Here is a 24067-nt window from a genome sequence, read left to right on the forward strand (position 1 = left end):
CCGGCCGTTCCTTCAGATGCAGACGTTGGGTGGCACCTTGCAGGATTTTCTGGATGGTGCCACCCACCATCCGGGAGGCGAAGTTGCTTCAGTCCTGAAGGGACGACACGCAGTGGCCACGGGCGTCAGCCCGTGGAGTTGAGGCAAACCACATTCAGCAAGCCCCGGAGGGGCGGCAGGTGCCTGGATCTGGCGTGAAACCGGCCGTTCCTTCAGGTGCCGAATGGTGGGTGGCACCTTGCAGGGTGGCGTTGTTGGCGCATGAAAAAAGCCCCGCTAAAAAGCGGAGCTTGATGGGCGATGAGGGACTCGAACCCCCGACATCCTCGGTGTAAACGAGGCGCTCTAGCCAACTGAGCTAATCGCCCGTTCAGAAAGTCATGGACTTTTCTGGGGTGTGCCCGGACTGGTTCAGCAGTCCAGGCCTGTGGCATCGGCCAGGTTCCGTTTTAACAACGGAGTGACTCGGCGCTGGTGGTTCTGTTCGCACGGTCGCAACTTGACGTGCGACAGCCGATCAGCGGGACAACATGCGGGTGCGTTTGTTGCGGCGTTCGGCACGCAGGCGGGCGCGGCGATTGGTTTCGCTCGGCTTTTCGTAGAACTCGCGGCGACGCATCTCTTTTTTGATACCGCTTCGCTCGACCAATTTTCTAAACCGGCGGACTGCCTCCTGAATCGTTTCCCGATCACGCACCAATAACTTTACCATTGCCGCTCCGTAAACCCTTTCAATTCAATCGTTTGCATGGTCCAAATCCTCCAAGTCGAGGAATGAAGTGTCGCGTCCGAGCAGCAGTAAATACCACACTCGTCGCGGTGAAGGCCGCGAATCATAACGACCTAACACCGCACCCCACAACCGAGGAAACGGAAAGTACGGCCGTTTTATGCCGAAAACGCCGCTTTCAACCTTGATCTGAAACCACTGTTTCGATCGTGCGTGAACCTGGGCGTTTTGGCGTCGCTGAGTCATCTCGGTTCATCGAGCCTTGAACGGCCGCGTCGCAATGCTGCGGGGCCGCCAAGACGCTTGTTAGCCGAGGCGTGATTCACCAGTTTCTGGTTTATCGGGTTCAGGCAGCGGCTCTCGTGAGGTTTTCCATCGGAACCGTTTCACACCGGACTCCGTCGACCCCGTAATAAACCATGGATTTGGTTTTGAGGTCAGCAATCGCGGTGAGTTTGACGCTTCGGGGACCGTGCAAGCAGAAGTAAAGGCCGCAGGTGGCTCCTCGCCGAACCACTTCCCGCTGAGTCAGCGGGAACTGATGGGGTTCAAGGTGTCCCAATTCGCACAGTTTGTCTTCGACTTGGCGACGCAGTAGCGGCAAATCGATCGTTTCGAGAGAATACCCGATCATCAACATCCTTTCGTCCAACGGGGAGTCTGATGCCGATGGTGTCACGCCTCCACGGCGTGACAGTTTGTCCCTGGGTAACAGGGGCCATCTGGTCACTGCGAGCATCAGACGCCGACGGTATCGACGCGCCGGGCGGAGAATCTTCGGGGCGATCTGGTTCAGGTCCGGTCGTGCGGCCAACCCGATTGAAATTCATTCCTATTGCACCCGTTGTGGCAGTCTTGCGCGATTAGACGGGGGGAGCCACTCCAGTCGATCAGACGGTTCACCCGCGTTGGTTGCTCCGGATCGCCGCCGCTTCAGCAAAAAACGCAGCGTCGGCCAGAATTTCTCAATCTGGATCCCCAGCTTCTCAATCTGGATCCCAGCTACTGGGCATTCTGGGCCGCGGTCACCACATCCTTGCGGGGCACGACGCGGTGAAAGTGCAGGTGGACTTCGCGATCGACCACGCGGCGCAAGCCTTCGACCAAACACGCCGGTTCATTCTCGGACTCGCCCTGAGCAATGATTTTGTCCAGGGGAGTGCCTGGAACGACTGAGAACGTTCGCTGGTTGATCGTTTGATTGCCAGCATCCAGTTCGGGAATGATGAAATGGCAGGTGGCCCCAAACGTCAGCATCCGGGCGTTGTGGGCGTCGTGATACGGGCGGAATCCTGGGAAACCAGGCAGCAACCCGTGGTGAAGGTTGATGATCCGTCCGCCTGCGAATTGCCAGCAGGCGTCGGCAGGCAGAATCCGCATGTAGCGAGCGAGAATCAGGTAGTCGATGTCGTATTCATCCAGGGTGGCCAGGAGTGCGGCGTCATCGACCGCTCCCGTGCCATCGCCGATCATCCGGAAGTCAGAGTCGAATTCGTCCGCGAGAAACCCGAGTTTCTTTCGGTTGGAGATGATCACCGGCACTTCGGCGGCTATTTGGCCGGAGGCAACTGCCTCCAAAACGGCTCGTGGTGTGTGCTCCACATAGGTGCAGGCCACGGCCAATCGTGGGCGACTCGAACGAGCGTCGGGGCTCCAGGCCCGGATGGACAACCCGGTGTGTTCGCCGATTTGTTTCATTTCGTCCTGCAACTGCGTGAACAATCGTTGCGGGTCGGGGCCAGCGTCGAACTGCAGGCGGCAGAGCATCGCGAAAAGTTCTTCCTCGTCGTGGTCATACATCTGGATTTCGGAAATCCGAGCCCCTCGCGCGGTGACGTGGTGAATGATCGGATCTGCCAAACCGGAGTGATCCGGTCCCAAGGCGGTGATGACGACTTCCATGTGGAGGCTTTTGCGAGGAAACTGTTGGCCCGACGAATTTGCAAATTATCACATTCGACCCAATCATGCCCACCGCATCCAAGTTGCCCGTCGCCACGCCGCCCTCGGTCACTGGCCGTCGCCGATCCGATTTTCCCGCCGATGCGAATTTGTGCGATCATTGCACAGCGAAGTGCTGTCATTACTTCGCGCTGCCGATCGACGAGCCGGTGACGCGAAAAGATTTTGACTTCATGCGGTGGTATTTGCTGCACGATCGAGCCACCGTGTTTGTGGACGAGGACACGTGGTACTTGCTCGTTCACACGACTTGCAAGCACTTGCAAGACGATTATCGATGCGGCATCTACGAAACCCGGCCTCAAATCTGTCGTGAGTACACCACGAAGGAATGTGAGTTCGAGGACGACTGGTGCTACGAGAAGTACTTCGAAACGCCGGAGCAAATCGACGAGTACGCTGATGCCCTGTTTGGCCCGCAGTTTCCCGAAGGAGCCGACCGGGACATCGACTCGATCCGCAGTCGACGGCCGACGGGACTCCCGGTCGTTGGGTAGCGGAACTCGTCAAGAGTTTCGGCAAATTTGGATGCAAACCGAAAGTCTTGACGACTTCCGCTACGACTCACACCCTCCACTTTCCTTCTTCCCACTCACCGACCCCCATGATTCAACCTCGCACGCTGAAGGGATTCCGCGATTACTTGCCCGCCGTGATGATTCCGCGGGAACAATTGATGCAAACCGCTCGCGAAGTGTTTCGCAGTTTCGGGTTCGCTCCGATCGATACACCGACGCTCGAACACCTGGAAATCTTGACTGGCAAAGGCAGCGATGAAACCGATCGTCAGCTCTATTCGTTTGAAGACAACGGCGGCCGTGCGGTTGGGATGCGATTTGACTTGACGGTGCCGTTGGCTCGCTTTGCCGCCCAGCACATCGGCGCGTTGGGAACCCCGTTCAAGCGTTATCACATCGCTCCGGTTTGGCGTGGTGAGAAACCGCAAGAAGGCCGTTACCGCGAATTTGTGCAGTGTGACTTTGACACGATCGGCACCACATCGGAACTCGCTGACATCGAAGCGGTTTGTGTGATCGATGCGTTGCTGCGGGCGATCGGGATCGACGCGTTCACGATCAGCATCAACAACCGGGCGATCTTGACCGGGTTGCTGGAATCGTTGGGCCTGGGTGACAAGACGACACCGGTGCTGCGAAGTCTGGACAAGCTTGGAAAGATCGGCCGTGAAAAAACAGCCAACGAGATGATTGAGTCGGCGGGGGTGACGGCCGAGCAAGCCGACGCGGTGTTGCGATTGGCAGAATGCGATGGCGATGCGGAATCCATTTTGGCATCGTTGCCCGAGATCACGGGCGGCAACGAAACCGCCGCCGCGGGCATTGAACGATTGACCCAAATCTATCGCGGTGCCTTGGCATCCGGTGTCAGCCCGGACCGCTTGAAGATCGATGTCTCAATCGCTCGCGGGCTGGATTATTACACCGGGGTGATCTTCGAAACGACGCTGGATGACCTGCCTGGCATCGGCAGCGTTTGCAGCGGTGGTCGTTACGACAACTTGGCGGGGCTGTACACCAAGCAACACTTGCCCGGCATCGGAGCGTCGCTTGGGTTGGACCGCTTGCTCGCCGCACTGGAAAGCCTCGGCCGATTGTCAGGTGTGAGCAAGCCGTGTGCTGTGTTCGTTCCATTCTTCGACAAGGGGCACCGCGACGATTACTTGAAGTTGGCAACGCAGCTTCGCACGGCGGGGATCGGCGTCGAGGTTTACCCCGAGCCCAAGAAGCTCGGCCAACAACTCAAGTACGCGGACTCGCAAGGATTCGCTGTCGCACTCGTCGCGGGCGGCAACGAATGGGAGGCCGGCACGGTGCAAGTCAAAACGCTCGCGTCGAAAGAGTCGCAAGACGTGACCTACTCGCACGATTCGCCGCAAGCCTTGATCGACGCGGTTCGAGCAGTAACGTCGTAAAGCGCTTTTGCATGGTTAGGACAGCGTTGGGCCGCTAAAACTTGAGGGTTGCCACAGAGAATGCGACGTTGATTTTTGTTCTGTCCTACGCCCCAGCGGGACGGCCCTAAGAAAGAGTCCTCAAAACCCGCTCGGACCGCCCCCGGTTGGGGCGAAGTCGTGGGACAAAACCTGCGCCGTCCAAAGCAGTGTCAAACCAAAGGATTTAGCAGCCCAGGGGAACGCCGAATCATTTCGGCGCACGAAAAACGGGTGCTCCCATTGGGAAGCACCCGTTGTCGTTGAGTCAATCATCAGACGTCTGGCTCGCCACAGCCAGGCGACTGGCCGAGCGAATCTTTAGAGTGGCGAGCCATCGGCCTTCAGGGCGAAGTCATAAACCGTTTGGCTGTCGCTGATCGTCGCCTTGATTTGCGAATCCTCGTTGTAGGCTTCGGGAACCTGTTCGTTGGGATTGCGTTTTTTCTTCTTTTTGCGTCGAGCAGCTGCGTCGTCGTCATCATCATCCGCGCCTTCGGTGTCCACTTCACCGGTCGACGCGGTCGTGCTGATTCGCACAATTTTGTCTCCGGGTGGAACGCCCATCACTTCGCTGTTGAATTTGATTTCATAGTTGCCATCGGCGTTGGTGGTGCCGTAGGAAAACGTCGTGTCCGGGGCTTCGAACATCACGACGGCGCCTTCGAGAGGTTGCCCGTCCAGAGTGACTGTGCCTGTGATCGGAACCAGTCCAATGGAGGCATAATCCGCGTCGTCACCTGATCCACAGCCGGTGCTGGTTGCCAAGGTGAGTGCAAGGCAACCGACCAGGGTTAGAGCGGCTGCTTGCTTGATTGCTGAGTACAGAACGATCATGGAAGTTTCAAAGAAGTGTTGAGTGGAATGATGGAGAGGAGGTGCGAATCAAATTTCGCCGGGGATTTCACCGCCGTCACGCGAGCCAAGAGCGTCGTAGACGTCTTCTGCCAGCGATTCGGTCAGGAATGCCACCGAGCCATCGCACTTCAAGAAATGGGCCCCACCGACGTGGTAGCTTCCAAACGCCAGTTCCATCAATCGGCCGCTCATCAATGGGGCTCGTTTGATAGCGTTGATGGGAGTGATTGTTACGCCAGCGACTTCCGAGAATTCCGTGCCTCCCGTTCCGCCGTTGCAACCGCAGGGGTCTGTTTGAGGGGCACCGATGTACCAGTAATCCATCCCCTGACCGTCTTTGACGAACTTGGGGTTGTTGTAGCTTTCGCCGATCATGATCGTGTTCGAAGTTCCGTCCAGAATGTCACGGAACTTGGTTTTGCTGCAGGCGTAGAAGATGCCGTCTTGGTCCAAGCTTTCCAACGAGATCGTGTCGGGCAGAGCGGTGCTGGTGTCATCCGACGTCGCCAAGGTTCCGGCGACACCGCGGTAACTGGCGGGAACGCGTTGTGGGATGCCGTTGTAATCCATGTGCAGTGGCAGCGCCATGCTGGGGCAACGGTAGGTTGGGATGACCGTCTCGCAGGCCTCTTCGTTGGGGCCGTCGTCGGTGGCCCAGTTGCCCAGGCCCGACTCTTGAAAGATCAAGGTTTGATACAGGTTGGCTTGTTCGATCTGAGGCAGGATGTGTCCGCTCCAGGTCATGCCGCGGTTGTCCCAGCCGTAGGGGAATTTGTTGAACGTGTCGTGATACACGTGAAGTCCCAAGCCAATTTGCTTGAGGTTGTTGCCGCACTGCATGCGACGGGCGGCTTCGCGAGCCGATTGAACGGCTGGCAAGAGCAAGCCAACCAACACGCCGATGATGGCGATCACGACCAGCAATTCAACCAGCGTGAATCCGCGGGGTGAGGTCGCTTGGCGGGCGGGGGTTTGGTTCTTGCAGGGTTGGGCTGGGGATCGGCGACTCAATCGGGTCGTCAGGCAAGTCATTCGTAAACTTCCGTCAAATTTTGTGAGGTGGGCAACGACGGGAAGCGGGGTCGCTGATGAGCCGCCGTTGAAGATTTGGCGGGACTGTATGAAAGCCCTGTGAAGAAACGTCGACGCTCTAAGTGAAGGTTTGATGAACCGAGGTGGGCGACAAATCAGCGAAAATCGACGTCTGGATTGCGTGCGTGCTAGCCGCGTTCAGGTGCGATTAATGTTTCGCTAAGCTTCATAAATGAAGCGATTGGTCCTGTGGCGGGGTTTCGGTCCATCGAGAAAATTTTCCAGGAAACTTTATTTCCGGAAGTGAAACCGGCTCTCAGGGTGCCGTTTGCGGCCCCCGAAGCTTGCTCGGGTAGTCCAACAGAAGCTGTTTGATCACCAGGCTCGGCAAGCCAGCGGGGACAAAGTGATCAAACGCGTGGTTCACGATCCGTTCGTTGTCAGCGTGAGTGACATCGTTCATGTGGGACGCCACATCGCCCTGAATGTCTTGGTCGATGTCGATTGCTTGCGGGGGCTGATCGGACTCGAAGGACAGATCATCCAGATCGATCCATCGTTGTTGGGGCGACGTTTGGGTTCGAAAATGAATCCGACGCTGCTCCGGCAGATAGACCAAATTCCACTGAGTCAGAGGGCCTTGCGCCACGATTTGCAAGCAGCGGTGGGCGTATTCGATCGGAGCCTGTTGATCGCCCAAGTCATTTGCCAGTTCGACCAAGCGAATGCCCCGGTCGTATCGCAACAGGCTGGTGTTGTTGGCTTGGTTGGTTTGGGAGTCTTCCCACGACGAGTTTGCCAGCACGCAGGTTCGCGTCTTGGGGTTGCCGTCGTCCATGCAGTAGTCGTCGCCGTGCCGAACGACTGCTTTGCCGTTGATGAATTCGACGACCGCGACATCGCCGCGTGCATCGGTGACAAAGTAGTGAACGGTTTCGACCATCGGTAGCATTGGGATGGGCACGACGGTGGAGAGGCTGTCGACCACTTCCGCGACGGTTTCGGCGGTATCGAGTTGATACTGGACCCACTGGATTGCGTTGACCGCGGTGAGTTCGGGATCTGCTTCCACTTTCACGGGATCCGGAAAGGTGGCTTGAGGCAAACGCAACAAGTCCACGGTCAGTCCTTTTTCGTTCATCCCGGCAAACGGAATCTCTCGGCCGAATTGGCAGAACGAAACACTGCCGTACTTGGAGGTCCAAGTCGCGGGTTTGATCGGCGCGAGCGAAGTTTTCTCGATGCCGCGCAGATTGGTGATCACGAGGGCTTCCCCAAACGGCCAGTCGTGATTGCGTGCGATGACCAATTGCCCGTGAATATTCAGTCGCATGACCGTGCAAGCGATGGCGGGCTGGGCCGAGGCTGTCAAAAGTCCCATCACCGCAACCACCGCAATCCATCCCATTTTGGCGAGCGATTGAAACAGACAAACCGGACGGCATTTGCGACGTGAGCACATATCGGTGGACTCCGGCGGTGAGTGGGGCATGAGGAGCGCGAACAGAAAGTCCGAGAGGTCCGCGAATTCATGGTAGCAAACTCGTTGAGCCGAGGTCGGGTGGTTTTTCGCGGGATGGACGGGGTTTGTTCCGTGAAACCTCGCCCGCGTGAAACTGCTGGCCGGCCGTATTCGTGCCCTAACCGGCAAAGTTTGCCAAAACGACTCAACCGTCACGATCGTCTCATCCGATACCAGTTCACGTGGCATCTGGTGTTGCGCGAGGTGGCGTGTGGACAACATGCAGCCGAGACGCGGGCCGGCCACTTCGATTCGCGACTACCCCCGACGATTGAATCCAAGCGAACTACCCCATGAACTCTTTGATCTGGCGCCGACTTCCCCGGTTAGCGAAACACTGTGTGGTCCTCGTGGCATGCCTGGCATGCTCACCGTTGGCTGCACAGGTCCGTGTCAAGAAACCGGACCGCAACACCTATCAAGCACCCGTCCGTGGCGGTGACGCGGCAATGACGGGCGATTGGGAATTGTATCCCGACGCCAGTTCGGACCTCAGTCGCATTCAGATTGACGAAGTCGGTTATGACGACGTGGCAGTTCCTGCGGACGCAGAGGACAACGGTTTGCAAGTTCTGGAAGAACCTCGCGGACTGAAGTTGCGAACGCTCGGCGCGACAGCCGGCTCCAAGGCTCAGCCAGCCAACGCCCAAATCGTCCGGCCTGTTTCGGTCATGTCGATTGATCGCGATGCGAATGCTGGTGGTGCTTCCATGCGACCGGCTCGTGTCATCCGCAAAGCATCTGGCACGGTCACCGTGATGGAACACCCCTCGTTTTCGGGTGAAACGATCATCGGATCGGGCACATCCATGGCATTGCACGGTCCCGGTTGTGGTCTGGAAGGCCCGGGGTGTGGCGTGGAAGGTTGCGGTTGTGGTTTCGACGTCAGCTGTGGGCTGGAAGGTCCTGGTTGTGGGCTGGAATCGTATGGCTGCGACAGTTGTGGCTATGGTGGCTGCGATGGCATGTGTGGGCCTGGTGGAGCGATTTGTGTCGATCCGAATCGTTGGTTTGGTTCAGCGGAATTGATGATCATGTTCCGCAAAGGCGATCGATTGCCAGCGTTGGTGACGACCGATACCGCGCCGGACACTGGATCGCTCGATACCGGGACGGTTTTGGCTGGGAATGATTCCGTGTTGAAAGACGCTGCTGCAGGCGGACGTTTGACGCTCGGTTTGTGGCTGGACCGCCATCAGTGCCGCAGTCTGGTCTTCCGAGGCTGGGTCGCGGGCGATGAAAACTACAGCTTCGGTGCTGATCAACGAAACTTTGAGGTGCTCGCGATTCCGTTCTTCAACGTCGCAACCGACGCAGAAGATTCCAACGTGGTCGTGTTCCCCAATGCTCCGGCCGATCCTGCGATCAACGGTCGCTTTGGTGCGGTCGGCGTCAATGCCTACAGCGAACTGCACGGTGGTGACATCTCGGTGCGTCAGTTTTGGCGAGGCGGTTTGGGAACCACGTTCGACGTGCTCTACGGTTACCAATACATGCGGTTGTCGGAAGGTTTGAATATCGCGTCCAGCTCAACGCTGACAGAGGGCACCGACGCGGGCAACTACATCTCGATTCGTGATTCCTTTGAAGCGACCAGCGAATTCCACGGAGCCCAATTTGGTCTGGCCGGTCGCTATCGCGAAGGTTGCTGGAGCTTCAATTGGTTGGCCAAGGCCGCGTTTGGCAACGTTCGTCGCACGGCGGATCGTCAAGGCAGCACTACGGTCGGTCCTCCCGACACCGCGCAAGAGGGTGGTTTGTTTGTCGACGCGGATACCAACGAAGGCACCTTCACCAGCGACACGTTTGGTTGGGTTCCCGAATTCGACGTCAACTTGGGCTGGCACCGATTCGACCACTTTGATGTCACGGTCGGCTATCACCTGATGGCCATGACGGACGCCATTCAGGTCTCTGGGATCTTCGACCGAAACGTCAACGACACCAACAATGTCTTGCCGTCATCGGCGATGCGAGACAGCACGTTCTACGTGCAGGGCATCCACTTCGGGCTGAGTTACACCCACTGAGTGGATTGCCGACCCAAGCAGGTCGGCAGGAGTCATTCGGCATTCGAGCTGTTTTGTCAAACGGGACTGTTCCCACGTGCGACCGGGGCCATCGCCCAAACGGCTCGCGTGGTTCTGCCCGCTCATTCCTGTTTGCCTGTTTCGTTGGTCGATTGGTGTCAACGGCATGCCGTCGGCCGCGACTCCGCGTCAAGCAGATTTGCAGTCATGATCTTCGTCGATCTCTCCCATCTGGGGGCTGTCACTGGTGCGTTGTTCGGCTGAACGGTTCGGCGAATGACGCGTGGAAAGTGGGTTGGGAGCGATTGCGGGAGTCAAATTTGCCGACTCGACCGGTGGCAATTAGGATGTGGGGCTGCTTTCTTGTTTCGCTCCACGACCCCCTCCTTTTCCGGCTGACCTGTCTCCCATGATCTATTTCATTTGCTGGGTCGTTTTCTTGCTCACGATGATTCTGGCGGTGGCCGTGGTTGGATTCAAAAACCGCAAGCCTCGACCTGCCGTCGCCGCCATGCCCGAAGGCGAAGAAGAAATGATGGCGGACGCCGAAGAAATCGAAGTGGTCGACGGGGATGAATTCGCGGCCGTTCCTGCGGAGGGCGATGATTTCGGCGGGGAGTTTGTCGCCGAAGGCGGTGACGACTTCGCGGCGTTCGAAGACGAATTCAAATGACCAGCGGATTCGGAGTTGCTTCCCGCTGACGCTTTCGGGTGATCACCTGAGGGCTCGGGCGAGTCATCGGAATTCTGGTTCTCAACTGAAAGCTGAAGCGTTGAAACATCGAAGCACCCGAGACGTCGTGGAGGATCTGCGCGCCGGAGGTCGGCTGATCACGGTCGAAGACGAAGTCGATCCGAATCTGGAAATGGCTGAGATCCAGCGCCGCGTTTACTTGCGAGGCGGACCTGCGATCCTGTTCACCAACGTTCGCGGCTGCAAGTTCCCGATGGCGTCGAACCTGTTCGCGTCGTTGGATCAAGCCCGCTATCTCTTTCGAGACACGCTTGAGCGTGTGCGTCGATTGATCGAGGTCAAGCTCGATCCATCCGCCCTGCCCAAGAGCCCGCTGCGATACGCCGGCGTGCCGATGACGGCGCTGACGATGCTGCCCCGGTTCACTCGCCGAGGGGCTGTGCAAGCGAATCAGTGCCGGCTCAGTGAATTGCCGGGGCTGAAGTCCTGGCCGATGGACGGCGGTTCCTTTGTGACGTTGCCGCAAGTTCTCTCGGCAGACCCCACCGCGCCCGAGAATCTGATGCGAGTCAACCTGGGCATGTACCGAGTGCAGCTCGCAGGCAACCAATACGATCCCGAGGCCCAAGTCGGACTGCACTACCAAATCCACCGCGGCATCGGAGTGCATCATCGCGAGGCTATGGATCGCAATGAGTCCTTGCAAGTCGCCGTCACCGTCGGTGGCTCTCCGGCGATGAGCCTGGCGGCCGTGATGCCGCTTCCCGAAGGCCTGACCGAGCTGACCTTCGCGGGGGCTCTTTCCGGGCGACGAGTTCGCATGATTCGAGGTTCGCATGCACCGGTGTATGCCGACGCTGATTTCGCGATCGTGGGACGAGTTGATCCGAACGCAACGATGCCGGAAGGACCGTTCGGGGATCACCTGGGGTACTACTCGCTGCAGCACCCGTTCCCGTTCATGAAAGTCGACCACGTTTGGCATCGCAAAGACGCGATCTGGCCGTTCACGGTTGTTGGCCGCCCTCCGCAAGAAGACACGACGTTTGGCCAGTTGATCCATGAACTGACCGATCCGATCATCCCGACGGTCATCCCGGGTGTGAAAGCCGTTCATGCGGTCGATGCGGCGGGCGTGCATCCATTGTTGTTGGCGATCGGCAGTGAACGCTACATGCCTTATTTAAGAGTCAAGGAGCCGCAGGAGTTGCTGACACAGGCCAATGCGATTTTGGGCAACGGGCAATTGTCGCTGGCGAAGTACCTGTGGATCACGGACGACCCGGACGACTCGCTCAAGATTCATGACATTGGCGCGTTCATGCAGCACATCCTTCGCCGAGTCGACTGGCGTCGCGATTTGCATTTTCAAACCAAGACCACGATCGACACGCTCGACTACAGCGGCACGGGGATGAATCAAGGTTCCAAGGTGGTCGTCGCAGCGACGGGGCAACCGATTCGAGAACTGGCGACGGAGCTCCCTGCGGGCTTGTCCTTGCCCGATGGAATGTCGGATCCGCGGTTGGTCATGCCCGGTGTGATTGCCGTTTCCGCCACACCATTCACTGGCGATTCATCGAAGGCGGACGTCAGAGCTTTGGCCGAGCGTCTGGCAGGCCAGGGCGACCTGTCCGGCGTGCCGCTGATCACGCTGTGTGATGATTCCGAGTTCGCCGCAGCGACGCTCAACAATTGGTTGTGGCTGACGTTCACTCGCAGCAACCCGGCGATGGATGTCGACGGTGTTGGTGTCCAGGTGGTGGACAAACACTGGGGATGTCGGGGGCCACTGATCATCGACGCTCGCGTCAAACCGCATCACGCTCCGCTGCTGGTGGAAGACGCCGAAGTGACCGCCAAGGTCGACGCAAGAGCGACTCGCGGCGATGAGCTGGCCAAGTACTTGTGAGCTTCGATGCCTCCGGCATTGTCTCGCCTCCCAATCACAACCCGGCGCGTTCGCAAGGTATCCTCGTCAGTAGGAGCGGAAGGGCGCGAGCGGTCTGTTGATTTACTGAGTCATTTGGCGTTCGCCATGGTTCCCACTCACAACCGGGGCGATCGCTGGGCTGTTCAATCTTTGGGGTGGTTGCGTTTCTGGTGTGCGCAAGTTTCTGCCTCGCATCAACAAGTCACCTCTCCCCCAACTTCGTCGGGGGAGAGGTAACAGGCAAGAAACTGTCCACGAATACGCGCCACAAAACCAAACTTGTCGCGGTCCAGGCTAACGCCCAAACGGCTCACGAGATTCAACCCGATCAGTCCTGCGTACCTGCTTACCGTGACGGGGTGTGACTGTCCGCGAGTTTCCTGCGCAGGTCACGCACTCGGTCTTGGATGATCAGCGGCAGTTTGCTTCGCAGTTGATTGCGACCGCCGAACCAATCCACCGGTTCGTGCACCACGAATCGGGCTTGCACAATGGTTGCCTCGGAATTCGTGCCTGCAATCTCAGCCGGCAATCGTGTCGCCGTGATCAGGCCGCCGAGACCTCGGTAAGGTTTCGCGTCGCCCGTGGTTTCTTTTCCCAGGTCGTCGCGTTCGATGGGACTCCACGAATTTTCGAACCGCGGGTCCAGGTGCCAAGCAACCGTCACAAAATCACCTGGGGCACCTTCGATGTGACGCTGCGTTTCCGCATGGATCACGCCCTCGACCATGACTCGATCGAGCAACGGGAAGCTGATCCTGCCAAACGATTCTGTTTCCGCCGTCGGGGCGATTCCAAGCTTGGCGAGTTCCTCAGGGCTGACTTGGCTCGCTGCACCAGCGTCCTCCGTTTCATCCGCTGACGGGTCGACTCCCAGCAATGAATTCAACGCATCGGAATCTTGCACCCAATCGAGCGGGGCGTGCACGATGAAGGTGACGTCCAACAGGTGCCCGATGCGTTGGCCTTCTGAATTGGAAATCGAGTCCGTGTCGATCGCAATGGGAGCGACGGCCGAGTTGCGGACGAAACGCTTGACACCACCAGCGCGAGCAAGTTTCTGCAGTCGTTTCTCGACTTCCGATGGAGGCAAGGTGTCATTCGATGAACCCAGGAATGTCGGTGCCGGAAGGGGAGCCGTGACGTCGTCGGTCAACGATAGGCCGTCTTTCAACATTTGGTGGAACAACACGTTGCCGTCTTGGGCCAGCACCGGTCCGGCGAGCAGCAGAATCAGGCTCGTGAAAACCAATGCAACGGAAAGCACGCGTGGTGGTGGCGTTCGATCAAGCATTTTTCAAAATCGGTTTCAAGACACGAGCGGGTTCGACGCCGGTCAAGCGAACATCGAGACCCTGATACTTCGCCGACAGTTTCATGTGATCGAGTCCGCAGGTGTGCAGCATCGTCGCGTGCAAGTCGCGAACGTGGGTCTCTTCGCCGTCTTTCAGGTAGCGGTAGCCGAGTTCGTCGGAGTTGCCGTAGGAGATACCGCCTTTGACGCCACCGCCGGCCATCCACAGGGAGAACGCGTTGATGTGGTGATCGCGACCGGAGCCTTGTTTCATCGGAGTGCGGCCAAATTCACCGCCCCAAATCACCAATGTGTCGTCCAGCATGCCGCGTCGCTTGAGATCTTGAATCAAAGCTCCTGAGGCTTGGTCGACTGCCTTTGCGCTGTCCTTCATGCCGGCTTCGAGGTTGCTGTGGTGATCCCACGCACGATGATAAAGCTGGATGAAACGAACGCCGCGTTCGGCCAACCGTCGAGCCATCAAACAGTTGCTGGCAAACGATCCATCGCCGGGTTTCGTGATCCCGTACAGGTTCAACGTTTCTTGGGTTTCGTCCGACATGTCCGACAGTTCGGGAACCGACGTTTGCATTCGGAATGCCATTTCGTACTGGCTGATCCGAGTCGCGATTTCGGAATCGCCGCGATCGGCCAGCAAGGCTTGGTTGAACGCGTTGACCGCTTCGATCGTGGCTCGCTGAGTCGTGTCGGTGATGCCACCTGGTGGGCGGACGAAGTGAACGGCGTCGCCTTGCGATTGAAATTGAACGCCTTGGAAGCGACTGGGCAGGAAGCCCGCTTTCCACTGACGCGCCGAAACAGGTTGCGCCCCGTAACGTCCTTGGCTGGTGAAGACGATGAAACCTGGCAGCGACTCCGTTTCCGCGCCCAGTCCGTACAAGAGCCACGAACCCATGCTCGGGCGACCCTTTTGAATCGAGCCCGTGTTCATGAACGCATGAGCTGGGTCATGGTTGATTTGCTCGGTGTGCATCGAGCGAATGATGCACAGGTCGTCGGCGACCGATCCGATGTTGGGAAACAGTTCGCTGATTTCAAGACCCGATTGGCCCCACTTTTTGAATTTGCAGAATGACCCTCGAGCGATCAACTTCGAACCTTGAAGCTGAGCCAACTGCTGGCCGTCGGTCATTGATGCCGGGAAGGGTTGGTCGTTGATTTTGTCCAGTTCCGGTTTGGGATCCAGCGATTCCATGTGGCTGGGGCCGCCGGCCATGCAGAGGTGAATGACCGTTTTCGCCGTGCCGGGAAAGTGTGGCTGAGGGGAACCGGTTTGGCTGGCTTGGCCTTCACGGGCGAGCATCGAACCGAGCGCGGCCATGCCGACGCTGTAGGTGCCGCGTTTGAGAAAGCTGCGCCGCTGAATGGAGGGAAATGTGTTCATGGTGAGATTCCAGCGTGACTCAGTAGCGGGTGATTGTTTCGTGCAGATTCAAGACGATTCGAGCCGTGGCGGTCCAAGCCGCCCATTCCGCTCGTTCGGGATGCGTGAGCGATTTGCCATGACGTGCGGCGGATTGGCCAACGCTGGTCAATTCCACTGACAAGGCTTCGTCGGCCAAGAACAGTTCGCGTTGCTGGTCCAGGAAGACGGACAGACGCTCGATCTCTTCGCTGGTCGCTTCGCGTTGCAGGGACCGACGAATCATGGCTCGCAACCGATTTTCATCGGAATCGGATTGTTCGTTCATGCTCCACGCCAGTTCGCTAGCCGCTTCGATGAACGTCGGGTCGTTGAGCAACGTCAACGCTTGTTGAGGCGTGTTCGCGTTGGCCCGAATTGCGACGCAGTCCTCCCGACTGGGGGCGTCGAAGTTCGCGAGCATCGGATGCAAGAACGTGCGCTGCCAGTGCATGTAAATGCCACGGCGATACTGGTTGTCACCCGTTGTCGAGCGATAGGTCCGGTTGGGGAATTGCAAGTTCGAATAGTAGCCACCGGGCTGATAGGGTTTGACCGAGGGACCACCGATTTCCAGGTTCAACAATCCAGAAACGGCAAGTGCATTGTCCCGAATGATCTCGGCTTCTAAACGTCGCGGCGGGTGGTAGCCGAGCAGACGATTTTCAGGATCGATCTCGGACAGTTCCGGTCGAACACGGCTGTCCTGTTGGTAGGTTTGGCTGGTCAGAATCAATCGAGTCACATGACGCAGGTCCCAACCGGATTCGATCAGTTCGATCGCGAGATAATCGAGCAGTTCTGGATGGGATGGCGGCTCGCCTTGAGTTCCGAGGTCATCGACAGCCATGGTCAGTCCAACGCCGAAGAATTGTTTCCAGAGTCGGTTGGCCACGACGCGTGCCGTCAACGGGTTGTCGCGGTGCACGATCCAGCGAGCCAGGTCCAAACGAGTCAAGCGTTTCGAATCAGAGTGGTTGGCATCAGCATTCTTGTCGGAGTCGATTCCGTATTGGCCTAAGAATTTGGGCGTGGCCGGTTGGACGACTTCTCCGGTTTCGTCTTGCCAGTTACCACGCGGTAGCACCCGCATTTCGATCGGGTCGGTGGCCTGCGTGACCATCGTCCACGTTCGGCCCTCCCGACAGGCGAGGTAGCGGTCGCGCCAATGGTTCTTGGCACCGGCGTCTTTGGTTTGTTTGGGGTTGGACATCATCCAGCTCAACAAAGCGTTGGGTTGGCTGACCGAGTCACAGACTTGGATCGCTTCCAATTCGGTTGGGTCAAACGGCCGCAATCGGATCAGCGGTGACGCTTCGAATGTCGCCTCGATGTCGGCGGGCAACCCTTTGATCTCAGCGATCAATGATTGGCCGTCTCTCAATTGCAGCGGTGCGGACAATTCAAACACGGCTTGCATCGGTTCGTCCGCGTGCTTGGACTGGTCAATCATGAATTGATGCGGTCGCTGTTTGGCCGCGTGCCCGTCGGCATCGGTCGCGGGAACCGTCCAACGCGAGGCCACGTTTTGCTGGGCCACTGTGTTGGAGAACGAAGGCATCCAGCGGTTCGCTCGTGCGAGTGAAACAGCGACAGTGGTTCGTTTGAGCTTCTTTTCATCCTCTTGGTTCTCCGCCGACTTGTCCGCGGGAACGGTTTCCAATTCCTCGATGTAGAAACGTACTTCCACCGCGAGCGGCGTTTGGTTCGGCTTGGTCGGCAAGCTGACTTGAATGGACTGAGGCGACAAAGATCCAGGCGAGGTCGAACTCGCATCCAGTTTCCATGCTCGTTGCTTCTTGTCGGCCGACGGGACGTTGGTCGTCTCAATGGATTGCCATCCGTCCGCGTTTTGTTCAAGCCAATCATGGACGTTCGCCAGCCATTGATTCGCGGCGGTTTTCTGATCGTCCGGCAATGCCTCGTGTTGCGAACGAGCCAGTTCGGTGAGTTCTTGCTTGGCTTGCGTTTGTTCCCGCAGCAACGCTTGGCTGGTGACTTCGATTTCGGGTGGGAACGGGAAGTTGTTGTTGTAGCCCTTCAGGTCCGGGTTGGGGGTGTAACCGTAATCGCTGTAGACACCCCATTGCTCGATGTCAGCAAAGAACGCACCGAGGGAATAGAAGTCCTTGGCCGTGAAGGGATCAAATTTGTGATCGTGGCATTCGGCGCATCCGGTCGTCAGTCCCATCCAGGCCATGCCAACGGTTCGCACTCGATCGGTCGCGTACTTGGACAGGTACTCGCCCGGTTGCGCACCACCTTCGCGAGTCATCATGTTCAGACGATTGAATCCGGATGCGATCAAGTCGTCTGTTTTGGGATTGGGAAGCAAATCTCCGGCAAGCTGTTTGATGGTGAATTCATCGAACGGCATGTTGTTCTGGAACGCTTCGATCACCCAGTCGCGGTAAGGGAAGATGTGCTGGTTTTGGTCCCCGTGGTAGCCAACGGTGTCCGCGAACCGAACAAGGTCCAACCAGAACGCCGCCCTGCGTTCGCCGTGGTGAGGATTCGCGAAGAGTTCGTCCAGCTTCTGATCGATCAACGCGGCCCGGTCATCAGAGGATGCCTGCGAGGTTTGAGAACGCTGGAAGAAGTCCTGGGTTTCTTTCCAGGTGGGTGGCAGGCCGACCAAGTCCATGTGCATCCGTCGGAGCAGACGGTCTGCTCGAGCTGGCCCTGAAAGATCGTGTCCCTTTGCGAGCAACCTGGCGCGAATGAAGGCATCGACCGGATGGACGGGATCCGAAACCACGGTCTCGTCCCACTCGCTCAGGTTGGGGATGTCTGGCCGGCGGATGGGGGTGAAGGACCAATGGTCTTCATAGATCGCGCCTTCCGCGATCCAGTCCTTGAGCAGCTGCTTTTGTTCTTCGGTCAGTGTTTTGTGTGAAGCTGGCGGCGGCATGACGGCGTCTGGATCGTCGTGGTCGATCCGGGCAACTAACTCGCTGCCTTCCACGTCTTCCGGAATGATGGCGGCAAATTCGATGGCTGCTTCACGGCTATCCAAACGCAAACCGGATTGCTGGTTGTTTTCGTCAGGGCCGTGACAGAAGTAGCAGTTCTCCGACAGGATCGGCCGGATATCGCGATTGAACGAGATCTGTGATTCATCCGCGTGTGCCGACAGGCCCAAGGAGCAGGCGAGTCCGAACAGGCAAACAGCCGTCCACCGGGAAAAATCAAAGAAGAACAAAGAAGAACGCATGGAGAGCAAGACCACAGCGATGGGCGGGACGGGAGGATGGCAGGCGGGAAACTCATTGTAGCAGATCGATGCAAATGCTCTCGCAAACGTTTGGAGTTCAGTCACCTTTGCATGGATCTGCGAAGCAAGCAGAAACCGCGTGAAACTCAATTGGCTCTATAGAGTGGCCGGGTTCTTCAAAGCCGGTTCTGCTCCGCCGCGTCTCCGATTGACCTAGCCACGTCGAATTTGACGGTTGTACTAAATATCAGTCCTCAAGATGCCGATGCTAACGAGGATTCCAATTGTTACATCCATCGATCAGCCGTGTGGTCCGGGTTTATGATTCTGTTTTCGATCAAGCTGCTCAGCAGTCTTCGCAAAGCGATTGCGGGGAGGAAGTATCCTTCTCAGCTCGCGTGGGGATTGGCGTTCGGACTTCTCATCGGGCTAATCCCGCACGGCAACCTGCTGGCGGTGGCGTTGGTGTTTGGCGTTTTGATGTTGCGTGTCAATCACGCGATGGTCGCTTTGACCGCGATCGGCGTGACGATGGTGGCACCGCGTTTGGATCCGATTTCGGAGCAACTGGCGCAGTGGTTCTTCGATCAAGAAGGCGTCTCACAAGTCATGGCACGAGCCTGGGACTTGCCCTTGGTGCCTTGGACGGATTTGAACAACACCGTTGTGATGGGAAGTTTCCTGATTGGACTGGCTTCGCTTGTTCCCACCTTCGCTGTGTCGTACCCGCTCTTCAAAGCGGTCTCGGGCAACGGGCGGGAAGACGAGGATCTCGAAGAGGAGTTGCTGGTGACGCCGGTTCGCAAGCGTCGGTCCAGCGAAACGTCGACAGCGCACGCTGTGGATCCCCCGCACACCCAGACACGTCAGCCTCACTTCTCGCCTGAACCAGCGTTCGTGTCGGGAAGCGACGAAGTGATCGAGGCCAACTCTGGACGTGTGTTTGATTTTCGCCGCGTGGACGATGCCGAACCCGTGCTCGCCAAGATCACGCCCGGTCGTGACGAAAACGCGAATGCGAAACGAGCCTTGGCCGTGAATGAAGCGTCGACTTCGGATGCTTCTTATGGAAAGCAAACCACCCACATCGAAGTGCTCGACGCAGATTCCAATCTGCAGACGGCTTCCAATACGAACACGATGGCATCGGTGTCTGGCGGTTCACGCCAACCCGATCCGGTTACGACGAACGACGACCAACACAAAATCGATGAAGCGCTCAGTTATTTGCTTCGTCAATTGCGCGATTCGCAAGACAAGGATGCAGCATGATTCGTTGGAGATTCTTACTGACACGGCTTATCGTTGTCGCGACCATTTTGATGCTGCTGTTTTGGGGCCTCGGCCCGATGGCCAGCTACATCACGGTCCGCGGGTTAGAAGCCTCGACGGGAGCTCGAGCCGATATCGGTGCGACTCGCGTGGGCTTGTTCCCGCCGCAGATCCAATTCGATTCGGTGCATGTCGCCGATCCTCGAGATGACAAGGAATTCCGGAACGCTTTCCAAGCGGACTCGGTGAACTTGGTCATCGATGGCGATGCGTTGTTGCGTCGTCGCTGGGTGATTCGCCAGGGCAGCATCGCTGGTTTGCAAATCGGCACCACCCGGGAATCCAGCGGGCACCTGGAAGAGGCACCGGAGGAAACGGAAGATTCCGGTCCATCCATGATCGGGAACTTGCTTTCATCAGCGACGAATGGACTCAGCGATCGCGCCGAAGCACTCGGCAAAGATCTGGAGACCGTTCGCACGGGCGAAGAGATTCGTCGTCGTTGGAAAAGCGAATACGAACGATTGGTGCAACAAACCAAAGAACTGGAACAACGCGTCGAAACCATTCGGGAAGCTGCCAGCGGCATCGACAACCCGTTGCGGGATTGGCCGGAGTTGCAACGCACGCTGGCGGAATCCGAAGCCGCTCGTGAACAGTTGATCTCGTTGCGAAACGCGATGAACGCGATGCCCGATCAAATGAAGGCCGATTTGGCTCGATTGGAAAGTGCCAAGCAAGCCGACCTCGACAAAGTCGATGCGTTTGTGCCAGGCGATCTGAGTGAGTCCAAGAACTTCGGCGTCGATTTGGTCAGCGCTGAAATTCGGCGTTCGCTCACCCAACTTCGAGATTATCTCGACAGCGGTCGTACGCTGGCCAATTACACCGTCGTTGCACCGGACACCGAGCGTGTTCGTGGCGAAGACTATGACTTCTTGGGACGCAATCGTCGTCCTGAGTTGATGATCCGTCACTGCGACGTCAGCGGCACCATGCGTGCCGATGGCAAGGTCTTCACGCTGACCGGCGTGGTCGAAAACATGACGCCCACACCGGAGTTGTTGGCCGATCCGACTCGAGCTCGCTTGCGTTTGGAAGGTCCCGAGACCGTCGATGTCGACTACATCCGTGATCGTCGACAAGGTGAGCAACTGGATCGTTTGACACTTCATTGGCCACAAATGGACGCGGACCCGATTCACTTGGGACGCGGCAAAGACGTTGGCGTTGCCATTGCAGGCGGCGTTCGTGAAGTGTGGGTTCAGCTGAGCAGTCGGGGTGAACAACTCGAAGGTCGTTTGGTCAGCAAGCAAACCGGCGTCAACATGCGTTTGGATGTTCAAGGTGAGGCGGGATCTTCCGCCGCGGCGATTCAAATGAACCAGTCCCTGGCCAACGTGGATCAAGTTGAAATCGATGCCGAGTTCAACGGGACTTGGGAAGACATCGATCTGAAGTTGAACACCAACTTGGGGCAAGTCTTCAACGACGCCGCGAAAACGGCCATCGCCAGCCAAATGGAAGCGTCCAAAGCCAAGGTCGCCGCCAAGGTCAACGAAGCTCATCGTGAGCAGATGTTGGAACTGAATGAGTGGATGCTCGCTCAACAGAACCAAGCTCAATCGTTGCTGGCCAAGGCTGATAAATCGGTGGAGGACCTCAGCCGAAAGATCCTGAGCGAAATCAATGGAGCGGACCAGTATCTTGGCAAGCTCAAGACCGCGTTTGGTTCGAGCTTGCGTTGATCACGATTCCATCCTGCGTCGATTCCGCCGAGTGCGTTTGAGTCGACAGGTTGAGTGACGGGCGGCGCGTTCAACGCGATCGTTCTGGCAAAGGCCGGAGGTGGGTGCACGAGTCAATCGTGCCTCGACCTCCGGCCTTTTTTCATGGGCTGATGATGGGAAACCGACGGGAGGATCTCTCGTCGCAAAGGGGCTGAAGTCTATAGCCCTGAGCCTGTTTTCTTTGGGGCCGGGTGCGTTGGCATCGGTGGCAACGCGAGGTTACACTCGCTGATTCTTGTTGCCCTGAAATCCATCCCCACCATTCAACCCCAAGAACTGCCACGATGCTGCCTCGTCGACGTTTAGGCCAAACGGACATGGAACTCACGACGCTCTCTTTTGGAGCGTCTTCGATCGGACAGGAGTTCCGAAGCGTCGATTTGGGTGAGAGTTTGCAAGCGGTTCGAGTGGCGCTCGAAAGTGGGATGAACTTCATTGACACCGCCGCATTCTATGGACGCGGGATGAGCGAAATGATGCTCGGCCGCGTCCTGCCAGATTTCCCGCGTGATCAGTACTACTTGGGCACCAAACTGGGACGCTACACCGGCGAGCACTTCGATTTCAGCGCCCGACGCGTCACCGAAAGCATCGACACGTCGCTCGAACGAATGAAGGTCGACCACCTCGACATCGTGCTCTGTCACGATTTGGAATTCGTCGAGATGTCGCAGATCGTCGAAGAAACCATTCCCGCGATCCGTCGCGAAATCGAAAAGGGCAAGGTCCGCTACGTTGGCGTCAGCGGCTACCCCATGAAGATGTTCCAGTACGTGATGGAAAACACGGACATCGATTGCCTGCTGACCTACAACCACTACACGTTGCAAAACGACATGGCGTTGGACTTGGTGCCGTTGGCCAAGGAGAAAGGAGTGGGGTTGATGAACGGCGCTCCGTTCTCGGCACGTCTGTTGACCAACGCAGAATTGCCGCCTTGGCACAAAGCCACACCCGAAGTTCGCCAGGTCGCTGCCGCCGCCGCCAAGCACTGCGCGGACCGTGGCAGTGACATCGCGAAAATTGCACTTCAGTTCAGCATTGCCAACGAAAATTTTGCGACCTGCATTCCAGGGTCGGCCAATCCAAAGCGAGTCACGCAGTGGGTTGAGTGGGCGCAAGAGCCCATCGACGAAGTCTTGGTTGCTGAAGTCCAAGAAATTTTGAAACCGATCCACAATTGGTTTTACATCGAAGGCCGCCCCGAAAACAACGACGAACCGGTCGCCTCCTGAGTTCAGCCTATGCCACTTCGAGTCCATCTCCCCTCAAAACTCTCTCACAAAGAAACAACATGACGTTTCAATCTGCCATCACGGTCAGCCTGGTCGAAGAAGCTCGCGGCGGTCCCTTCGTTTACTGGGACGGATTGCGAGACGCTTGCGAAAAGGCCTCGGCGCTCGGTTTTGACGCGATCGAAATATTCGCCCCCGGGCCTGACGCGGTGGATGAGGCCGAACTCAAAGGCCTGCTGCAAAAGCATGACTTGGTTGTCGCAGCGGTCGGCACCGGTGCTGGGATGGTCAAGCATGGGCTCAGCCTGACGCATCCCGACGCGGAGCATCGTTCGAAGGCTCGTGACTTCGTCAAACAAATGATCGACTTCGGTGGCGCCTACAACGCTCCCGCCATCATCGGATCCATGCAAGGCAAATGGGGCGGCGATGTTTCGCGAGATCAAGCCTTGGGGTTCTTGCGAGAATCGCTCGATGAACTGGGGCTTTACGCCACCCAGTATCACGTGCCGCTGTTCTACGAGCCACTGAACCGCTACGAGACCAACTTGCTTCGCACAGTCGAGGAAGGCGTCGAGTTTTGCAAGACATTGAAAACGGACAACGTCAAACTGTTGGCCGATTTGTTCCACATGAACATCGAAGAAGCCGACTTGGCCGCTGCCATCCGTGCTGGCAAGGGCTACGTCGGGCACATTCACTTTGTCGATTCCAATCGCCAAGCCGCTGGGATGGGGCACATGAACCACGCGCCCATCATCCAGGCTCTCAAAGACATCGACTACGACGGGTACCTGTGTGCCGAAGCGTTTGCGTTGCCCGATTCGGACACTGCGGCTCGCAACACGATCGAAGCATTCAAACGTTTGACCGCTTGAAGTTGTCGGACCCAACAGTGGCATAGGCTTCCAGCCTGCGAATCTTGTCGCATAGGCTGCTAGTGTTCTGTTGCAGCTAAAAGTTTGGAGTGATCGTAGTGGACGAGGCCACGAGTCCTTGGATTTGACGTCAGTTCAGGACTCGTGGCCTCGTCCACTACCCCAAGACGAGAGTCGTGACAGACCATTAGCCTGTGATTCGAGAACCCCCCTGCCATTCAGCAAAAAGTCGACGTCTCCACCATCCCT

Annotated in this window: 18 protein-coding genes and 1 tRNA gene; 9 read left to right on the top strand and 10 right to left on the bottom strand. The window is 57.6% G+C overall.

The features are described from left to right. Positions 1–294 precede the first annotated feature (294 nt). From RISK_RS26205 to RISK_RS26225, 4 genes are all read right to left on the bottom strand, one after another. Positions 295–368, bottom strand: a tRNA-Val gene (locus RISK_RS26205). Positions 369–517: 149 nt separating this feature from the next. Next, the gene (gene rpsU, locus RISK_RS26210; protein WP_007338941.1) at positions 518–712 is read right to left on the bottom strand and encodes a 30S ribosomal protein S21; all 195 of its coding nucleotides are present in this window, start codon (positions 710–712) and stop codon (positions 518–520) included. 364 nt (positions 713–1076) lie between these two features. Beyond that, the gene (locus tag RISK_RS26220) at positions 1077–1364 is read right to left on the bottom strand and encodes a hypothetical protein (protein ID WP_236696727.1); all 288 of its coding nucleotides are present in this window, start codon (positions 1362–1364) and stop codon (positions 1077–1079) included. A 368-nt stretch (positions 1365–1732) separates the two neighbouring features. Then, complete coding sequence (locus RISK_RS26225; protein ID WP_047817294.1) at positions 1733–2632, bottom strand: formyltransferase family protein; 900 nt, start codon at positions 2630–2632, stop codon at positions 1733–1735. 65 nt (positions 2633–2697) lie between these two features. On the opposite strand from RISK_RS26225, the gene RISK_RS26230 reads away from it, so the two are divergent. Together RISK_RS26230 and hisS are read left to right on the top strand one after the other, a co-directional pair. Then, positions 2698–3189 carry a YkgJ family cysteine cluster protein gene (locus RISK_RS26230; RefSeq protein ID WP_047817295.1) on the top strand — a complete coding sequence of 164 codons (492 nt, stop codon included), beginning with the start codon at positions 2698–2700 and terminating at the stop codon, positions 3187–3189. Between the two features lie 107 nt (positions 3190–3296). Further along, positions 3297–4625 carry a histidine--tRNA ligase gene (hisS, locus tag RISK_RS26235; protein WP_047817296.1) on the top strand — a complete coding sequence of 443 codons (1329 nt, stop codon included), beginning with the start codon at positions 3297–3299 and terminating at the stop codon, positions 4623–4625. Positions 4626–4964: 339 nt separating this feature from the next. On the opposite strand, the gene RISK_RS26240 is transcribed toward hisS, so the two are convergent. The 3 genes from RISK_RS26240 to RISK_RS26250 all read right to left on the bottom strand — a co-directional run bounded on the left by RISK_RS26240 (position 4965) and on the right by RISK_RS26250 (position 7941). Further along, a complete protein-coding gene (locus RISK_RS26240; RefSeq protein WP_236696728.1) occupies positions 4965–5480 on the bottom strand; it encodes a carboxypeptidase-like regulatory domain-containing protein in 516 nt (171 codons plus the stop codon). A gap of 48 nt (positions 5481–5528) precedes the next feature. Beyond that, positions 5529–6533 (bottom strand): DUF1559 domain-containing protein, encoded by a 1005-nt coding sequence (locus RISK_RS26245; protein ID WP_047817297.1) that lies wholly within the window; start codon positions 6531–6533, stop codon positions 5529–5531. Positions 6534–6849: 316 nt separating this feature from the next. Next, positions 6850–7941 (bottom strand): linear amide C-N hydrolase, encoded by a 1092-nt coding sequence (locus RISK_RS26250; RefSeq protein WP_390173970.1) that lies wholly within the window; start codon positions 7939–7941, stop codon positions 6850–6852. Between the two features lie 407 nt (positions 7942–8348). On the opposite strand from RISK_RS26250, the gene RISK_RS26255 reads away from it, so the two are divergent. The 3 genes from RISK_RS26255 (at position 8349) to RISK_RS26270 (ending at position 12691) form a co-directional block, all read left to right on the top strand. Then, a complete protein-coding gene (locus RISK_RS26255; protein WP_236696729.1) occupies positions 8349–10085 on the top strand; it encodes a BBP7 family outer membrane beta-barrel protein in 1737 nt (578 codons plus the stop codon). Positions 10086–10494: 409 nt separating this feature from the next. Then, positions 10495–10758 (top strand): hypothetical protein, encoded by a 264-nt coding sequence (locus tag RISK_RS26265; RefSeq protein ID WP_047817299.1) that lies wholly within the window; start codon positions 10495–10497, stop codon positions 10756–10758. Positions 10759–10858: 100 nt separating this feature from the next. Next, positions 10859–12691: a UbiD family decarboxylase gene (locus tag RISK_RS26270; protein ID WP_236696730.1), complete on the top strand. Its 1833-nt coding sequence runs from the start codon at positions 10859–10861 to the stop codon at positions 12689–12691. Between the two features lie 367 nt (positions 12692–13058). Here RISK_RS26270 and RISK_RS26275 read toward each other — a convergent pair whose 3' ends face one another. Genes RISK_RS26275 through RISK_RS26285 form a run of 3 tightly spaced genes read right to left on the bottom strand, consistent with a single transcriptional unit; the run spans position 13059 to position 18748 of the window. After that, positions 13059–14006, bottom strand: a complete 948-nt coding sequence (locus tag RISK_RS26275; protein WP_047817300.1) for a hypothetical protein — start codon at positions 14004–14006, stop codon at positions 13059–13061. Beyond that, entirely contained in the window at positions 13999–15411 is a 1413-nt protein-coding gene (locus RISK_RS26280) for a DUF1501 domain-containing protein (protein ID WP_047817301.1), read from the bottom strand. Before RISK_RS26280 ends, RISK_RS26275 begins: the two co-directional genes overlap by 8 nt. Before the next feature lie 19 nt (positions 15412–15430). Then, positions 15431–18748, bottom strand: a complete 3318-nt coding sequence (locus RISK_RS26285) for a PSD1 and planctomycete cytochrome C domain-containing protein (protein ID WP_236696731.1) — start codon at positions 18746–18748, stop codon at positions 15431–15433. 216 nt (positions 18749–18964) lie between these two features. Between RISK_RS26285 and RISK_RS26290 the strand changes: the two genes are divergently transcribed. From RISK_RS26290 to RISK_RS26305, 4 genes are all read left to right on the top strand, one after another. Next, positions 18965–19915, top strand: a complete 951-nt coding sequence (locus tag RISK_RS26290) for a DUF2062 domain-containing protein (RefSeq protein WP_047817302.1) — start codon at positions 18965–18967, stop codon at positions 19913–19915. Continuing rightward, positions 19912–21663 (top strand): TIGR03545 family protein, encoded by a 1752-nt coding sequence (locus tag RISK_RS26295; RefSeq protein WP_047817303.1) that lies wholly within the window; start codon positions 19912–19914, stop codon positions 21661–21663. Before RISK_RS26290 ends, RISK_RS26295 begins: the two co-directional genes overlap by 4 nt. A 326-nt stretch (positions 21664–21989) precedes the next feature. Next, entirely contained in the window at positions 21990–22940 is a 951-nt protein-coding gene (locus tag RISK_RS26300; RefSeq protein ID WP_047817304.1) for an aldo/keto reductase, read from the top strand. A gap of 59 nt (positions 22941–22999) precedes the next feature. After that, positions 23000–23818 carry a sugar phosphate isomerase/epimerase family protein gene (locus tag RISK_RS26305; protein ID WP_047817305.1) on the top strand — a complete coding sequence of 273 codons (819 nt, stop codon included), beginning with the start codon at positions 23000–23002 and terminating at the stop codon, positions 23816–23818. Positions 23819–24067: the final 249 nt, after the last annotated feature.

Origin of the sequence: Rhodopirellula islandica (assembly GCF_001027925.1) — a bacterium.
Taxonomy (GTDB): domain Bacteria; phylum Planctomycetota; class Planctomycetia; order Pirellulales; family Pirellulaceae; genus Rhodopirellula; species Rhodopirellula islandica.